This window comes from Rhodanobacter sp. FW101-FHT13A11, from assembly GCF_058790335.1.
Genome location: NZ_JBYTCN010000021.1, coordinates 15,407 through 29,436, shown reverse-complemented (window position 1 = coordinate 29,436; position 14,030 = coordinate 15,407). Strand labels below are relative to the sequence as shown.

Sequence of the window (14,030 nt, the reverse complement as noted above, 5' to 3'; positions counted from 1 at the left end):
CGGGGACTTCTTCTTCGGGGTTTCCATCGCTCCATCCTCTCAAGAATTGGAGCCTCCGAGAATCCCGGGGCGGTTCACGATCAACGCCGCATGCCGCCAATATGGCGCGCGGCGAATTCGCGTGTTCGGCTCGGTGGCAAGAGGCGAGGAACAGCCCGACAGCGACATCGACTTCCTGGTCGATTTTCCGCGCGGTTACGATCTCTTCGCACAACGTCTGGCGCTGGCCGAGCGGCTGGTCGAGATCACCGGGCGCCAACTGGACGTCATCCCCGAGCACGAGTTGAACCGCCATATCCGGGCGCGCGTGCTGCAAGAGGCGGTCGATCTGTGAGCAAGGCCTGGCAGGCTCATGCCCGGCATATTCTGGACACCGTCGAGAAAATCGACCGCATCCAGCAGCGCGGCGACCTGACGCGCGATGAGGTGTTGTACGACGCCAGCCTGCGCAACTTGCAGACCTTGTCGGAGGCCACCTAGCAACTGCCGGAGGCCATCAAGGCCCAGTACCCGGCGATACCCTGGAAGCAGATCAGTGGTTTTCGCAACATCCTGGTGCATAACTATCTGGGTGACATCGACGCCCAGACTGTGTTGATGGTGGTGCAGCAACATCTTCCGCTATTGGCATCAGCTGCGCGCGCGATGCTTGCTGCGGATCTCGACGGCAAGGCGTAGCTCGTCTGGTTCCTTCCCCTGTGATGCAGAGGAGGGAGCACAGCTTGAAATAGCGCACGTTCTTGGTCCCTCCCCCTGCAAGGCAGGGGGAGGTCAGGAGGGGGTGGCTCCGGGCTGGCGGGGAAGATCAAGAGCACCCCACCCCAGCCCTCCCCTGCGATGCAGGGGAGGGAGAAAAGCGTCAGCGCAGCAAGGCGCGTAGGCGGCTGCGGGTGAAGGCGCCGAGGCGGAGTTGTTCGCACAGTGCGTCGAGCTGGTCGACGGGCGGTGGGCGGCGCTGCAGGACGTCGGCGGATTCGGCGCCGGGGGCGTCGAGGGCGATGCGGGTGAGGCGGCGGTACAGCCGCGCCTGTTCGGCGTGTTTGCGCAGTTTGGCGGCACACGCGGCGGCGCCGCGCAGGCGCAGGAAGGCGACTTCGTCGATGCGGTCGAGCAGGATGTCGAGGCTGCCGAAGTGGGTGAGCAGGGCGGCGGCGGTCTTCGCGCCGATGCCGGGCACGCCGGGGATGTTGTCCACGCTGTCGCCGCACAGGGCCAGGTAATCGGCAACCTGGTGCGGGTGCACGCCAAGTTTCTCGTGCACGCCGGCCGGCCCCCAGCGCAGGCCGCGGGCGTAGTCCCACTGTTCGTCGTGCTCGCCCAGCAGCTGGCCGAAGTCCTTGTCGGCGGAGACGATCACGCTGCGCCAGCCTTGCGCGCGAAGGTTCCACACGGTGCTGCCGATCAGGTCGTCGGCCTCGAAGCTGTGGTCGATCATCAGGTGCACGCCGAGCGCTTCGGTGATCGCGCGGCACTGCACGAACTGCCGCTCCAGGTCAGGCGGCGGCAGTTCGCGGTTGGCCTTGTACGGCGGGTAGATCGCGTTGCGGAACGAGCTGGTCAGCGAAGCGTCGAACGCCACCGCGATGTGTTCGGGCTGCACGCGTTCGAGCAGTTCACACAGGAAGCGGGTGTAGCCGTGCACCGCGTTGACCGGGTGGCCGTCGGCGTCGTGGAATTCGTCCGGCATCGAATGCCAGGCGCGGAACACGTACAGGCTGCCGTCAACAAGATGAGCGACGGGCAGATGGACGGCTGGACGTCCATTTGCCGGCGTGTTCACGGCGTCCAGGTGCTCAGCAGGTCGGCCAGCGCCGGGCGATCGCGGTCGGGCACCTCGATCTGTGGCGTGCCGAGGTGGACGAAGCTGACCACGTGTTCGTGTTCGGCCAGGCCGAGGATGCCCGCCACCTCGCGGTCGTACGCGGCCCAGCCGGTCAGCCATTGCCCGCCGTAACCCAGTGCATACGCACCGAGCAGGATGTTGTAGGCGACGTTGCCGGCGCACAGCTTCTGCTCGATCTCCGGCACCTTGCTGTCGGGCTGCAGGCGGGCGACCACGGCGATCACCAGTGGCGCGAAGGTGTAACGCAGGCGCTCCTTCTCCAGCTTGGCGTCGGACATCTCCGGGTGGTTACGGATCGCGATCGCCGCCAGTTGCTCGCCGAACGCCAGTTTCGCCTCGCCCTGCAGGCGGATCAGCCGGAACGGCACCAGCTTGCCGTGGTCGGGCACGCGGATCGCCGCTTCCAGCAGTTCGTGCAGGGTCGCCTCGTCCGGCGCGGGCTCGCCGAGCTGGCGCGATGGCACGGAGTGGCGTTGCTGGAGCAGGGACAGGGCGGTGGGCATGGATCGGTTCTTCCGGCGGGGATGCCCATGCTAGCGGTCGGGGCCGTTCCGCGCGAACCGTCAGGCCGACAGCGGCAGCTTGAACGAGCCGGGCAGCAGCGCGGCCACGCTGGTCTGCTGGGTGTCGCCGTGCAGGTTGGCCAGCAGTACCGGCATGGCGCCGTCGCACAGTTCGGCCATCACCTGGCGGCAGGCACCGCAGGGGCTGACCGGGTGGTCGGTGTCGGCGATCACGGCAATGGCGGCGAAGTCGCCGGGACGGCAGCCGGCAGCGATGGCATTGAACAGCGCGGTGCGTTCGGCGCAGTTGCACAAGCCGTAGGAGGCGTTTTCCACGTTGCAGCCACTGAAGCGGCGGCCATCGCGGGCAAGCAGCGCGGCGCCGACCAGGAAGTTCGAGTACGGAGCATAGGCCTGTTCGCGCGCGCCGCGCGCCAGGGCCAGCAGGTCGTCGAAGGCGTTGGGAGTTGCGGGCATCGGGATCTCCAGCGATGACCCCGGCGCGGCGTGAGCCGCGTATGCCGGCGGGCCAGCTTACTCTTTTGCGCCGGCCCGGATCAAAACCCGCGAGTGCCGCTAAGATGGCCCGACCAATGCCGAGGGGACTGCACCATGCCGATCATCGTTGCCGCCTTGCGCGAGACTGCCGCCGGGGAGCGGCGCGTGGCGATCACGCCAGAGATGGCGAAGAAGCTGCGCGGCAAGGGTGTGCGCGTGCTGCTGGAGCATGATGCGGGGCGCGCCGCGGGTTTCCCCGACAGCGTCTACGCCGAGACCGAGTTTGCCGATGCGGCCGGGGTGCTGGCGCAAGCCGACGTGCTGGCCTGCGTGCTGCCGCCGGCCGACACGGCGTTTGCCGGTCTGCGCGAAGGCAGCATGGTGGTCGGGCAGCTGCGCCCGTACGGCGCCGGCGAGCGCATCGCTGCGCTCGCCGCGCGCAAGCTCACCGCGTTCTCGCTGGAGCTGTTGCCGCGCACCACCCGCGCGCAGGCGATGGACGTGCTGAGCTCGCAGGCGGCGGTGGCCGGTTACCGCGCCATGCTGATCGCGGCCGAGGCCTCGCCGAAGTTCTTCCCGATGCTGACCACGGCCGCCGGCACGATCCGGCCGTCCAAGGTGCTGGTGATCGGCGCCGGCGTGGCCGGCCTGCAGGCGATCGCCACCGCGCGCCGGCTCGGCGCGCAGACCGAAGGCTACGACGTGCGCCCGGAGACGCGCGAACAGGTGGAGTCGCTGGGCGCGAAGTTCCTCGATCTCGGCGTCAGCGCCGCCGGCAGCGGCGGCTATGCGCGCGAGCTGTCGGCGGAAGAGCGCGCCGCGCAGCAGCAGGCGCTGGCCGATCACCTGAAGTCGTTCGACGTGGTGGTCAGCACCGCGGCGGTGCCGGGGCGGCCGGCGCCGAAGATCCTCAGCACGGCGATGGTCGAAGGGATGAAACCGGGCGCACTGGTCGTCGACCTGGCGGCCGAGAGCGGCGGCAATTGCGAGCTGACCCGGCCGGGCGAGCGGGTCGAGCATGGCGGCGTGGTGATCCTGGGCCCGCTGAACCTGCCGGCCGGCGCGCCGCTGCATGCGTCGGAGATGTACGCGCGCAATGTGTTCAACTTCCTCGGTCTGCTGGTGCACGACGGTGAGCTGAAACCGGATTTCGACGACGAGCTGGTGGCGAAGAGCTGCCTGAGCCATGCCGGCGAGACGCGCTTCGCCGGCTGAGCGGGCCGTAGGGGGGGCAATGCCCGCCGGCTTTTGATGGGCAAGAGCGGCGGGCATTGCCCGCCCACACGACTGAGCCGGGACCTTCGTAGGAGCGCCCGCGCACGGCGGCCGATACGTTGCTCAGGGGTGGACGGGGCTGCCAGGCGGCGGACGATCGCGGCGGTGGCGCTCCTCCCAGTGCAGGCGCTCGGCGGGAGGCAGTGCGTGCCATTCGCGGATCAGTTTCTCGCGCTGTTCCGGCGGCAGTTGCTGGAAGCGCCGGAAGGTGTCGTGCAGCTGTTCGCGCTGCTGCGGCGACAACTCGTGGAACTTGCGCATGTTCTCGCGCGCCTGCTCGCGTTCGGCCGGCGTCATCTGCTGCCAGCGGGAGATGCGTTCGCGGATTTCCTGGCGCCTGTCGGGCGGCAGGGTGACCCACCGCTCGGCACGGTGCAGCATGTGCGCCTGTTTACGCGGCGGCATGCTGTCCCAGCTGTCGCGCAGCGGCGCCAGCACGTCGCGCTGGGCCGGGTCCAGGCTGTTCCACGGACGCGGCGGCGGCATGTCGTCCTGCGGCGGCGGGGCGGGCGGCGGCGCCTGCGCGTACAGCGGTGCCGCGGCGGTGCCGCCAAGCAAGGTGGCCAGCAGCAGGGTCAGCATGTTGCGGGAGAGCCAGGTCATGATTCAGCGCGCCGCCGTCGAGCTGTTGTTGGCGGCCAGCCAGCCGTAGAAGTCGAGGTTCTGGTAGAGGTTGGGATCGGTCTTGTCGGCATCCGGTGGCAGGTCGCTGTCCAGCTCGACGCCGGTCTCGGCGGCGTTGACCGCCGTCTTGGCCGGAGCAGCATGATGCCGCGGCAACGGCTGCCACACCATCATCGTGGCCAGGGCGATCACGGCGAAGGCGCCGGCCGGGATCAGCCAGCGCGCGGCGCGGGGCGCCGGCGCGCGCGTCGTCGCCAGCGCCTGCCGCCGGGCCGCGCGCAGGCGCCCGGCGGTGGCCGGGTCGATGCGTTGGGCGGCCTCGTGCCAGAGCTCGCGGGCGCGCCGTTCGAAATGCTTGTCGGGCGTGGTCATCGCCAGTCCTCCAGTTGGTCGCGCAGATGATGCATCGCGCGTGACAGATGGGTTTTCACGCTGCCTTCGGAGCAGCCCATGGCATGGGCGGTTTCGGCCACGTCCAGGCCTTCCAGCATACGCAGCATGAACGCTTCGCGCTGGCGCTGCGGCAGTTGCCTGACCGCAGCGGCCATGTCGGCGTACGCCTGCACGTCGTGCAGGCGGCCCAGCGGGTCCTGGCCCGGGTCGGCGGGTTCCCATACGGGCAGCTCGTCGCCCTGGTCGTCGCGGCCGCCACCGAGCCAGCCCACCACGATCGAGCGCACCTTGCGCCGGCGCTGCAGGTCGACCACGCGCCGGCGCAGGATGCCCCAGAACAGCGGCGCCCATTCCGTGGCGGGCTTGTCGCGGTAGTGCCTGACCAGCCGCAGCATGGCGTCCTGCACCGCGTCCATGGCGTCCTCGCGCTGGCGCAGCTGCAGCTCGGCGACACGGAACGCGCGTCGTTCGACCTGCGCCAGGAACGCGTCCAGTGTGGCGGGCGTTTCGCGGACGTCGCCCAGCAGTTCCGCGCCTAGTGCACCGGCCACGCTGCTCATGGGGGCGTCGTCCGCGGCGTTGGATGGGGCATCCTCGGGCTCCAGCGGTGGATCTTTCGCGTTCAACGCGGCAGGCTCGCGCGGGTTGACCGGCACCCGTATGATGCGAGCACGACGTCCTGGCGGGCGGCTCTGATGGGGGATGGGGTCATGATCGACGGTTTCCTGGCGCTGTACATCTTCATGCTGGCCGCGTTTACCGGCTATGAAATCATCGCGCGGGTGCCGGTGATCCTGCATACGCCGCTGATGTCCGGGTCCAACTTCGTGCACGGCATTGTGCTGGTTGGGGCGATGATCGCGCTAGGTCACGCGCAGACGCCGTTCGAGATCGCGATCGGCTTCATCGGCGTGCTGCTGGGCGCCGGCAACGCCGCCGGCGGCTACGTGGTGACCGAGCGCATGCTGGAGATGTTCAAGTCCAGCCGGCCGGACGCCGGCAAGGGAGCCAAGTGATGGCCTGGCTGCCGACCTTGATCAAGGCCTGTTATTTCCTCGCCGCACTGCTGTTCATCCTCGGTCTCAAGCGCATGAGTTCGCCGCGCACCGCGCGCGGCGGCATCGTCTGGGCCGGTTTCGGCATGCTGCTGGCGGTGCTGGCCACGTTTTTCCTGCCGGACATGCACAACCGCGGGCTGATCATCGCTGCGGTGCTGATCGGCGTGGCCGCGGCCTGGTGGAGCGGCCGCCGCGTGGCGATGACCGCGATGCCGCAGATGGTGGCGCTGTACAACGGCATGGGCGGCGGCGCGGCGGCGGCGATCGGCGCGGTCGAGCTGATCGGCTACGCGCGCGGGCTGGGGCTGCTGCACGCTGTGCCGGATACCTCGCCGCTGCGGCCGGAGGCCTGGGCGGTGAACGGCCTGCCGCCCGCGCTGTCGCCGACCGAACTGGCGCTGGGCGTGCTGGGCGCGCTGATCGGCGCGGTGAGCTTCTCCGGTTCGCTGGTCGCGTTCGCCAAGCTGCAGGGCTGGATGGACCGGCGCTTCGTGTTCCCCGGCCAGCGCGCGGTGAACCTGCTGCTGCTGGCAGCGGCGGTGGCCGCGGGCGTGCTGCTCGCCACCAGCCATGCCAGCCCGATGCTGATCGCGGCGTTCTTCGCGCTGGCGCTCGCGTTCGGCCTGATGATGACCTTGCCGATCGGCGGCGCCGACATGCCGGTGGTGATCTCGCTGTACAACGCGTTCACCGGCCTGGCGGTGGCGTTCGAGGGTTTCGTGTTGGGCAACGAGGCGATGATCATCGCCGGCACCGTGGTCGGCGCGGCCGGCACCTTGCTGACCCAGTTGATGGCCAAGGCGATGAACCGCTCGATCGGCAACGTGCTGTTCGGCAGCTTCGGCGCCGCCGGCGGCGAAGCGCAGGCGATCGAGGGCGCGCAGAAGCCGGTCGATGCCTCCGATGCGGCAGTGATGATGGCCTACGCCGAGCGCGTGGTGATCGTGCCCGGCTACGGCCTGGCGGTGGCGCAGGCGCAGCACAAGGTGTGGGAGTTCGCCCAACTGCTGATCAAGCGCGGGGTGAAGGTGAAGTTCGCGATCCACCCGGTGGCCGGCCGCATGCCCGGGCACATGAACGTGCTGCTGGCCGAGGCCGGCGTGCCGTACGACCTGATCGCCGACATGGACGACATCAACCCGGAGTTCCCCGCCACCGACGTGGCGCTGGTGATCGGCGCGAACGACGTGGTCAACCCGCTGGCCAAGACCGACCCGGCCTCGCCGATCTACGGCATGCCGATCCTGGACGTCAGCGCGGCCAAGCACGTGATCGTGATCAAGCGCGGCAGGGGCACCGGCTTTGCCGGCATCGAGAACGCGCTGTTCTACGCCGACAACACGCGCATGCTGTACGGCGACGGCCAGGCGGCGGTGGGCGAGCTGGTGGCGTCGCTGAAGGAGATCGACGCCTGAGCCGATTTGCGTTTTTGTAGGAGCGCACCTTGTGCGCGATGCTCTTGTGGAGCATTCGCGCACAGGGTGCGCTCCTACCGGTCCCGTCAGCTTCGCAGGGCGGGCACGGTCCGCCGGCTTTTGACGAGCGAGAGCGGCGGGCAGTGCCCGCCCTGCGCCTGATCCGCGGCGGGCCGCTTCAGCGCCGGCGCGGCTGGTGCCAGGCCAGCCATGCGGCCAGCAGCATGCCCAGCACGGCGCAGGCGATGTCTGCCGGTGACAGCGCCATCCGCGCCAGCTGCCACAGCATGCCGAAGCCGGCGGTGTGCATGGCGTCGATCAGGCCCATGCCCATGTTGCCGGCGATCAGCACGCCGGCGACCAGCATGTTGACGTAGAGCGCCGCCAGCAGCGTGGCGCACGCCGCCAGCAGCGCCGCACCGAGCCCCGCCGGGCGCACGCAGGCGCGGACGGTCCAGGCCAGCAGCGCGCCGAGGGGCAGCGCCAGCCACGGCAGTGACTGGCGCAGGTACAGCGTCGCCACCATCCACACGGCGCCGGCGGCCAGCCCCAGCATGGCGGCGCTGAACAGCGCGAACACCGACAGCGATACGGTACGCACGCTGCTCATCGGCGGAGGCGGTGCGTCGAGGTGGCCTGGAACATGCGCGGGTCCATCGGGCAAAGCGGCCATCATAGCGTGCCGCCGGCGGCTGCCGGGATGGCTTCGGCCTTGAAGTCCGCCGCCACCGGCCTGATCTGGGACAAGCGGCCCCGCGCGGCGGGCGGCATAATACGCATTCCGGGTCCGACGCATGGCCGCGCCCGCAGATACAGGATCTTGCAGAGGCATGAGCGGTTTCAGTCTGAGCAGCGAACCCTTCACCCTGATGCGCGACTGCAGCGCCGTGATGGTGCCGCAGGGCGACACGGTGACCTTGCCGGCCGGCCAGATCGGCTACATCACGCAGGCGCTGGGCGGCAGTTTCACGGTGTACGTGGAAGGCAACCTGTTCCGCATCGCCGGCGACGACGCCGATGCGCTGGGCAAGCAGCGGCCGGCCCCGATCGAGGTACCCGCGGACGCCACCGACGCGGACGTGGAAAAGCTGGCATGGGACCAGCTGCGCACCGTATTCGATCCGGAAATCCCGGTGAACGTGGTCGACCTGGGGTTGGTCTACGACCTCAGCCTGGAGCAGACCGAATCCGGCGAGCGCAAGGTCTACGTGAAGCTCACCCTGACCGCGCCCGGCTGCGGCATGGGCGACATCCTGGTGGACGACGCGCGCACCAAGCTGGAAATGATCCCCACGGTGGCCGAGGCGGACGTGGACCTGGTGTTCGATCCGCCGTGGAGCCACTCGATGATGTCCGACGCCGCGAAGCTCGAGACCGGCATGCTCTGAACCGCGTCCGCGGCAAGCGCCCGGCCCGGCAAACCTCCCTGTATCGCAGGAGCGTGCGTTTCCGGGCACGCCCCGTCTGCCGTGCGCAAGATTACGCGCCATGGCTTCCGGCATGGTGCCGTCGCCACTTCCGCGCCGTGATGGCCGTCACTCGGCATAGGAAAAAATCATATTGTTGCGATTCGTCGCAAGGAATAACGTAGCCGGATTCGTCATCGGGGAGGTTGGCGAATGATCCCTTGGCGGCGTGATCGCCGTCTTGCAGTTACGCGTCCACGCGCTGTTGGCGCAAGGGAGTGCCAGGGGGAGGCAGCCGGGCCGGACGTAGTTTGGGATCGCCAGGCAGCACACGAAATAAGGGGCCGTGCGTCGCACGGCAATTCTTGCATGGGGTCCGCGCGGCCGCATCGGGTCCGCTCGTCCCGAAAAATTGTATGGGAGTCCTTGAATGCCCAATCATCACGGTTTGAAACTGCTGGTTGTCGCCATCGGCATGGCCACCGCGTCGGTGGCGACGGCCGCCGAAACGAAGACCCTGCACGCGCAGAATCTCGGTGCCATGCCGGTCAACGCGCTGGCAGCACATCTCAATCTCGGCCAGGACATGTCGCTGGCGCCGCGCAGTGCGGCCGCCATCGCCAACGGCCATCGGGTCGTGCGCCAGCAGCAGATGTACCGCGGCGTGCCGGTCTACGGCCGCAGCATTGCCGTCGTGCAGGATGCGCAGGGCAACGCGCTGCGTGCCACCGGCGAGCTGATGCAGGACAACCAGCCCGGCCTGGCTTCGGTTTCGCCGAGGTTGGATGCCGGCCGCGCCGTCGCGGCGTTGAAGTCGCACGTGCACACCCTCCTGGTCGGCGGCGCTTCGGTCGGCAACGAGCAGGCCGATCTGTTCGTGTACCCGCAGGAGAACGGCCCTGCGCGGCTGGTCTATCGCGTGTCCTACTTCGTCGACGGCGCGAACCCGTCGCGCCCGACCGCGATCGTCGACGCCAATACCGGCGAGGTGATCCAGAACTGGGACGGCCTCACCGACGCTTCCGCCACCGGGCCGGGCGGCAACCTGAAGACCGGCAAGTACCTCTACGGCACCAACTACGCGGCGCTCAACGTGACCCAGTCCGGCAGCACCTGCACGCTGCAGAACGCCGACGTCACGACCAACAACCTGCGCCAGGGCACCAGCGGTTCGGTGGTCAGCTTCACGTGTCCCAACAGCGACACCGACGCGATCAACGGCGCCTATTCGCCGGTCAACGACGCGCACCATTTCGGCGGGGTGACCCACGACATGTACGTGGCCTACGTCGGTGTGGCGCCGCTGAGCTTCCAGCTGGTGATGAACGTGCACTACAAGCTGAGCTACGAGAACGCGTTCTGGAACGGCACGGCGATGTATTTCGGCGATGGCGCCAGCACGTTCTACCCGCTGGTGTCGCTGGACGTGACCAGCCACGAGATCAGCCACGGCTTCACCGAGCAGCATTCCGCGCTGCAGTATTCCGGGCAGTCCGGCGGCATCAACGAGGCCTATTCAGACATCGCCGGGGAGGCCGCCGAGTTCTTCGACCGCGGCAGCAACGACTGGCTGGTCGGCGCCGACATCATGAAGAGCGGCACCGCGCTGCGCTGGATGTGCACGCCGACCCAGGACGGCCGCTCGATCGACAACGCCGCCAACTACACCTCCACCATGGATGTGCATTACAGCAGCGGCGTCTACAACAAGGCGTTCTGCCTGCTCGCCAAGACCGCCGGCTGGGATACCCGGAAGGCCTTCCAGGTGTTCGCACTGGCCAACAAGGTCTACTGGAACGCCACCACCGACTTCAACAACGGCGCCTGCGGCGTGGCGTCGGCGGCGCAGGACCTGGCCTACAACAAGAACGACGTGGTCGCCGCATTCACCGGCGTGGGCGTGAGCTGCCCGGGCGGTGGCGGTGGCGGCACCACCACCGAGCTGCAGAACAACGTGGCCGTCACCGGCGTGGCGGCGGCTACGGGTGGCGACAACGACTACTTCATCACCGTGCCAGCCGGTGCCAGCAACCTGGTGATGTCGATCTCCGGCGGCACCGGCGATGCCGACCTGTACACCAAGTTCGGCAGCGCGCCGACCACCAGCAGCTACGACTGCCGCCCGTACAAGGCCGGCAATGCGGAGAGCTGCACCGTGGCCGCGCCGAGCGCCGGCAAGTACTACCTCAAGGTGCACGGCTACTCGGCGTACTCCGGCGTCACCGTCAAGGCGTCCTACAGCACCGGCAGCGGCACCGGCGGCCTGCAGAACGGCGTACCGGTCACCGGCCTGTCCGGCTCGAGCGGACAGGAGCTGAGCTACACCGTCACGGTGCCGTCGGGCAGCAACCTGACCATCGCCATCTCCGGCGGTACCGGTGATGCCGACCTGTACGTCAGAAAGGACCTGGCGCCGACCACCACCAGCTACGACTGCCGCCCGTACCTGGCCGGCAACAACGAGAGCTGCAAGTTCAGCGCGGCGTCCGGCACGTACTACATCAAGGTGCGTGGCTACTCGTCGTTCTCCGGCGTGTCGCTGCAGGCCAGCTGGTAATGAGCCCCCCGGCGGGCCAGGGAAGGCTCGCCGTCTTTGCAAGCCGAGGAGCCTGTGGTGACGACGAGGGCCCGGTCGATCCGACCGGGCCCTTCGTGCCGGCGGTTCAGCCGGCGACTTCCTCGAAGCGGTTGGCGTCGCGGTTCTTGCGCACCCTGGCCGGATCCCATACACGGCCGTTCATGGCGATGTAGACGCCGTCGGGCAGGGTCTGCACCGCGGCCACCGCACAGCCGATGTTGAACACCGCGTCGGAGCCCTGGAAGCGCGCCGGGTTCAGCGCGCCGGTCAGCACGATCACCTTGCCCTTGATGCCGGCCAGCTCGCGCGCGGTCTCGACCATGGTGTCGGTACCGTGGGTGACCAGCACGTGGCGGTGCGGCTGCGCCTCGATCGTCGAACGCACCAGCGCGCGGTCCTCGGTGCCCATGTGCAGGCTGTCCTTGCGCAGGATCGGGATCACGTCGAACTGGAACGCCACGCCGAGCTGGCCGAGGATCTCGCCGATCTGCGGCGCGCCGATCTTGTAGTCCGACTTGTCGTCGAAATAGATCTTGTCGATGGTGCCGCCGGTGGTGACGATGGTCAGATGCTGCATGTCGGGTGGCCGTGGAGAGAGTCGAGGCATTTTAGCCCGTGCCGGCACCTGTGTGCCGGTAGGAGCGCACCCTGTGCGCGATGCTGCTGGCTCTGTTCGACATCAGCTTCGTAGGGCGGGCACGGCCCGCCGCTCTTGTTTCCATGCAAAAGCCGGCGGGCCGTGCCCGCCCTACGAAGCGCCTCAGCCCAGCAACAGGGCGGTGTTGTCCGCGTCCGGCGCGACCAGGCGATCGAGACCGAGCGCGACGAAGCGGTGCCGCGCCGCGGCCGGGCGTCGGTCGCCGTGGCGGTCCGACCACGAGGCCTGGCGTGCCAGCAATGCCGCCGCCGCGCAGCGCGCCAGCGTGAAGGCGAGGCCGCGCGCGCCGGCTTCCAGCGTGTCGCGCGCGGCCGCATGCTGGTCGAGCCAGCGCGCCGCGGCATCCAGCGTCTGCCGGATCGCACTGGCCGCATGCATGTCGTCGTTGTTCTCCAGCCAGCCGGCGCAGGCGGTGCGCAACGCGCCGAGGCCGTCGCCGGCCAGTGCGCGCAGGCTGTCCAGCGACAGCACGTTGGTGGTGCCTTCCCAGATCGCGTAGACCTGCGCGTCGCGCAGCAGCTGCGGCAACCCGGTGTCCTCGATGTAGCCGGCACCGCCGAAGCATTCCAGCGCCTCCGAGCAGGTCGCCACCGCCAGCTTGCCGGTCCACAGCTTGGCCAGCGGGGTGAGCAGGCGCAGCAGCGCCGCTTCGTGCGGCGCGGTGCGGCCGCGCTCGACCCGGCCGAGCAGGTGGGCCACCTCGAAGGCCAGCGCGAAGGCGCCCTCGAACTGCGCCTGCAGGTCGGCCAGCGTCTGCGCATGCAGCGGCTGCTCGACCAGCGGACGGCCAAACGCGCGCCGGTGCCCGGCGAAGTCGCGCGCCAGGCCGATCGCGCGGGCCATGCTGGCGACCGCGCAGATCGCGTTCCAGCTGCGGGTGACGTTGAGCATCGGCGCCACCTGGCGCACGCCGTTGGCAAGTTCGCCCAGCGGCCACGCGGGCAGGCCGTCCAGGTGGATTTCCGCGGTGGGCAGTTCCTGCGTGCCGAGCTTGTCCTTCAGCCGGTCGATCACCAGCTCCGGCCTGCGTCGCTCGGCGTCCATCGTCTCGACGTAGAACAGCGCCAGCGCCGCAGTGCCCGTGGCGGCCGCGCCTTCGGGACGCGCCAGCGCCAGCGCGGCCTCGCCGACTACCGCCGAGCTGAACCACTTGCGTCCGTGCAGCCGCCACTGGCCGTCGGCGTCCTGCCGCGCCACGGTTTCGGTATGCCCCACGTCGGAACCGCCGGCGGTCTCGGTCATCCACTGGCCGCTGAGCCAGAAGGTGGCCGGATCGCGGCTGAGGAAATGCGGCAGCACGCGCTCGATCAGTTCGCGGTTGCCGGAGGCCTTGATCGCGGTGGCGGCGCCGTCGGTCATCGCCAGCGGGCAGGTGTAGAACTCGCTGGCGAGGTGGTACAGGTAGACCCGGGCGAATTCCTCCAGCCGCGCGTGCTCGCTGTCGCCGTGGCCGGCGGCGAGCACCGCGTGGCGGGTGGTCAGCAGCGGGCCTTCCTGCCAGGCCGTGGTCAGCTCGATGCGGTCCACCCGTCGGCCCCACGCATCCCACTGCGTCAGCACCGGCTTGCGCCGCGTGGTGGTGCATGCGCGCTGCCACGCCATCTGCGCGTAGTCGCCCAGCGCGTCGAGGTCGGCGTCCAGCGCGGCGCGGCGCTCGGCCGGCAGCACGCGGTCGAGCAAGGCCAGCAGCAGGCGGTCACTGCGATACGGGTGGGCGAGTTGCGGGGCAACTTGCAGGAAGGCCATGGGAAGTTCTCCTTGCGCCGGTTTCCCGAGTAT

General features: G+C 69.1%; 17 protein-coding genes. 8 read left to right on the top strand and 9 right to left on the bottom strand.

Annotated features, from left to right (window positions below):
- The 3 genes from AC3WRN_RS16230 to AC3WRN_RS16220 all read left to right on the top strand — a co-directional run.
- The coding region (locus tag AC3WRN_RS16230; RefSeq protein WP_492623749.1) for a nucleotidyltransferase family protein at positions 1-334 on the top strand (334 nt) is incomplete at its 5' end.
- Positions 331-480 (top strand): ribonuclease HepT family protein, encoded by a 150-nt coding sequence (locus AC3WRN_RS16225; protein WP_492623748.1) that lies wholly within the window; start codon positions 331-333, stop codon positions 478-480. The genes AC3WRN_RS16230 and AC3WRN_RS16225, both read left to right, overlap by 4 nt.
- Positions 481-483: 3 nt before the next feature.
- On the top strand, positions 484-678 hold the full coding sequence (locus tag AC3WRN_RS16220; protein ID WP_492623751.1) for a HepT-like ribonuclease domain-containing protein: 195 nt from the start codon (positions 484-486) through the stop codon (positions 676-678).
- A gap of 181 nt (positions 679-859) precedes the next feature.
- Here AC3WRN_RS16220 and AC3WRN_RS16215 read toward each other — a convergent pair whose 3' ends face one another.
- From AC3WRN_RS16215 to cdd, 3 genes are read right to left on the bottom strand one after another with little or no spacing between them, the layout of a single operon-like run.
- Positions 860-1,780, bottom strand: a complete 921-nt coding sequence (locus AC3WRN_RS16215; RefSeq protein ID WP_492623747.1) for a 5'-3' exonuclease — start codon at positions 1,778-1,780, stop codon at positions 860-862.
- Entirely contained in the window at positions 1,777-2,346 is a 570-nt protein-coding gene (locus AC3WRN_RS16210; RefSeq protein ID WP_492623746.1) for a nitroreductase family protein, read from the bottom strand. The genes AC3WRN_RS16215 and AC3WRN_RS16210 overlap by 4 nt, the downstream gene beginning before the upstream one ends.
- A gap of 60 nt (positions 2,347-2,406) precedes the next feature.
- Positions 2,407-2,823, bottom strand: a complete 417-nt coding sequence (gene cdd, locus AC3WRN_RS16205) for a cytidine deaminase (RefSeq protein WP_492623745.1) — start codon at positions 2,821-2,823, stop codon at positions 2,407-2,409.
- Positions 2,824-2,958: 135 nt separating this feature from the next.
- Here cdd and AC3WRN_RS16200 point away from each other — a divergent pair, with 135 nt between their 5' ends.
- Positions 2,959-4,059, top strand: a complete 1,101-nt coding sequence (locus AC3WRN_RS16200; protein WP_492623744.1) for an NAD(P) transhydrogenase subunit alpha — start codon at positions 2,959-2,961, stop codon at positions 4,057-4,059.
- Between the two features lie 123 nt (positions 4,060-4,182).
- Here the strand turns inward: AC3WRN_RS16200 and AC3WRN_RS16195 are convergent, their stop codons facing one another.
- The 3 genes from AC3WRN_RS16195 to AC3WRN_RS16185 are packed head-to-tail and all read right to left on the bottom strand — an operon-like array spanning position 4,183 to position 5,696.
- On the bottom strand, positions 4,183-4,722 hold the full coding sequence (locus AC3WRN_RS16195; protein WP_068095506.1) for a DUF3106 domain-containing protein: 540 nt from the start codon (positions 4,720-4,722) through the stop codon (positions 4,183-4,185).
- A 3-nt stretch (positions 4,723-4,725) separates the two neighbouring features.
- Positions 4,726-5,115 carry a hypothetical protein gene (locus AC3WRN_RS16190; RefSeq protein WP_492623743.1) on the bottom strand — a complete coding sequence of 130 codons (390 nt, stop codon included), beginning with the start codon at positions 5,113-5,115 and terminating at the stop codon, positions 4,726-4,728.
- Positions 5,112-5,696, bottom strand: a complete 585-nt coding sequence (locus AC3WRN_RS16185) for an RNA polymerase sigma factor (RefSeq protein WP_068095510.1) — start codon at positions 5,694-5,696, stop codon at positions 5,112-5,114. Before AC3WRN_RS16185 ends, AC3WRN_RS16190 begins: the two co-directional genes overlap by 4 nt.
- A 150-nt stretch (positions 5,697-5,846) precedes the next feature.
- On the opposite strand from AC3WRN_RS16185, the gene AC3WRN_RS16180 reads away from it, so the two are divergent.
- A complete protein-coding gene (locus AC3WRN_RS16180; protein ID WP_068095512.1) occupies positions 5,847-6,152 on the top strand; it encodes an NAD(P) transhydrogenase subunit alpha part 2 in 306 nt (101 codons plus the stop codon).
- Entirely contained in the window at positions 6,152-7,609 is a 1,458-nt protein-coding gene (locus tag AC3WRN_RS16175) for an NAD(P)(+) transhydrogenase (Re/Si-specific) subunit beta (protein ID WP_068095514.1), read from the top strand. The genes AC3WRN_RS16180 and AC3WRN_RS16175 overlap by 1 nt, the downstream gene beginning before the upstream one ends.
- Before the next feature lie 178 nt (positions 7,610-7,787).
- Here the strand turns inward: AC3WRN_RS16175 and AC3WRN_RS16170 are convergent, their stop codons facing one another.
- A complete protein-coding gene (locus AC3WRN_RS16170) occupies positions 7,788-8,219 on the bottom strand; it encodes a hypothetical protein (RefSeq protein WP_068095516.1) in 432 nt (143 codons plus the stop codon).
- 220 nt (positions 8,220-8,439) lie between these two features.
- On the opposite strand from AC3WRN_RS16170, the gene sufT reads away from it, so the two are divergent.
- Together sufT and AC3WRN_RS16160 are read left to right on the top strand one after the other, a co-directional pair.
- Positions 8,440-8,997, top strand: coding sequence for a putative Fe-S cluster assembly protein SufT (sufT, locus tag AC3WRN_RS16165; protein WP_068095518.1), 558 nt, complete (start codon positions 8,440-8,442; stop codon positions 8,995-8,997).
- Positions 8,998-9,445: 448 nt separating this feature from the next.
- Positions 9,446-11,572, top strand: a complete 2,127-nt coding sequence (locus AC3WRN_RS16160; protein ID WP_492623742.1) for a M4 family metallopeptidase — start codon at positions 9,446-9,448, stop codon at positions 11,570-11,572.
- 106 nt (positions 11,573-11,678) lie between these two features.
- Here the strand turns inward: AC3WRN_RS16160 and AC3WRN_RS16155 are convergent, their stop codons facing one another.
- Entirely contained in the window at positions 11,679-12,170 is a 492-nt protein-coding gene (locus AC3WRN_RS16155; protein ID WP_492623741.1) for an asparaginase domain-containing protein, read from the bottom strand.
- 183 nt (positions 12,171-12,353) lie between these two features.
- Positions 12,354-13,997: an acyl-CoA dehydrogenase family protein gene (locus AC3WRN_RS16150; RefSeq protein WP_492623740.1), complete on the bottom strand. Its 1,644-nt coding sequence runs from the start codon at positions 13,995-13,997 to the stop codon at positions 12,354-12,356.
- Positions 13,998-14,030: the final 33 nt, after the last annotated feature.

What these genes read in the sequence shown, in the direction of transcription:
- AC3WRN_RS16210 (WP_492623746.1), bottom strand. Translation starts at nt 2,346, where the DNA reads ATGCCCACCGCCCTGTCCCTGCTCCAGCAACGCCACTCCGTGCCATCG.
- cdd (WP_492623745.1), bottom strand. Translation starts at nt 2,823, where the DNA reads ATGCCCGCAACTCCCAACGCCTTCGACGACCTGCTGGCCCTGGCGCGC.
- AC3WRN_RS16200 (WP_492623744.1), top strand. Translation starts at nt 2,959, where the DNA reads ATGCCGATCATCGTTGCCGCCTTGCGCGAGACTGCCGCCGGGGAGCGG.
- AC3WRN_RS16195 (WP_068095506.1), bottom strand. Translation starts at nt 4,722, where the DNA reads ATGACCTGGCTCTCCCGCAACATGCTGACCCTGCTGCTGGCCACCTTG.
- AC3WRN_RS16190 (WP_492623743.1), bottom strand. Translation starts at nt 5,115, where the DNA reads ATGACCACGCCCGACAAGCATTTCGAACGGCGCGCCCGCGAGCTCTGG.
- AC3WRN_RS16185 (WP_068095510.1), bottom strand. Translation starts at nt 5,696, where the DNA reads ATGAGCAGCGTGGCCGGTGCACTAGGCGCGGAACTGCTGGGCGACGTC.
- AC3WRN_RS16180 (WP_068095512.1), top strand. Translation starts at nt 5,847, where the DNA reads ATGATCGACGGTTTCCTGGCGCTGTACATCTTCATGCTGGCCGCGTTT.
- AC3WRN_RS16175 (WP_068095514.1), top strand. Translation starts at nt 6,152, where the DNA reads ATGGCCTGGCTGCCGACCTTGATCAAGGCCTGTTATTTCCTCGCCGCA.
- AC3WRN_RS16170 (WP_068095516.1), bottom strand. Translation starts at nt 8,219, where the DNA reads ATGAGCAGCGTGCGTACCGTATCGCTGTCGGTGTTCGCGCTGTTCAGC.
- sufT (WP_068095518.1), top strand. Translation starts at nt 8,440, where the DNA reads ATGAGCGGTTTCAGTCTGAGCAGCGAACCCTTCACCCTGATGCGCGAC.
- AC3WRN_RS16160 (WP_492623742.1), top strand. Translation starts at nt 9,446, where the DNA reads ATGCCCAATCATCACGGTTTGAAACTGCTGGTTGTCGCCATCGGCATG.
- AC3WRN_RS16155 (WP_492623741.1), bottom strand. Translation starts at nt 12,170, where the DNA reads ATGCAGCATCTGACCATCGTCACCACCGGCGGCACCATCGACAAGATC.
- AC3WRN_RS16150 (WP_492623740.1), bottom strand. Translation starts at nt 13,997, where the DNA reads ATGGCCTTCCTGCAAGTTGCCCCGCAACTCGCCCACCCGTATCGCAGT.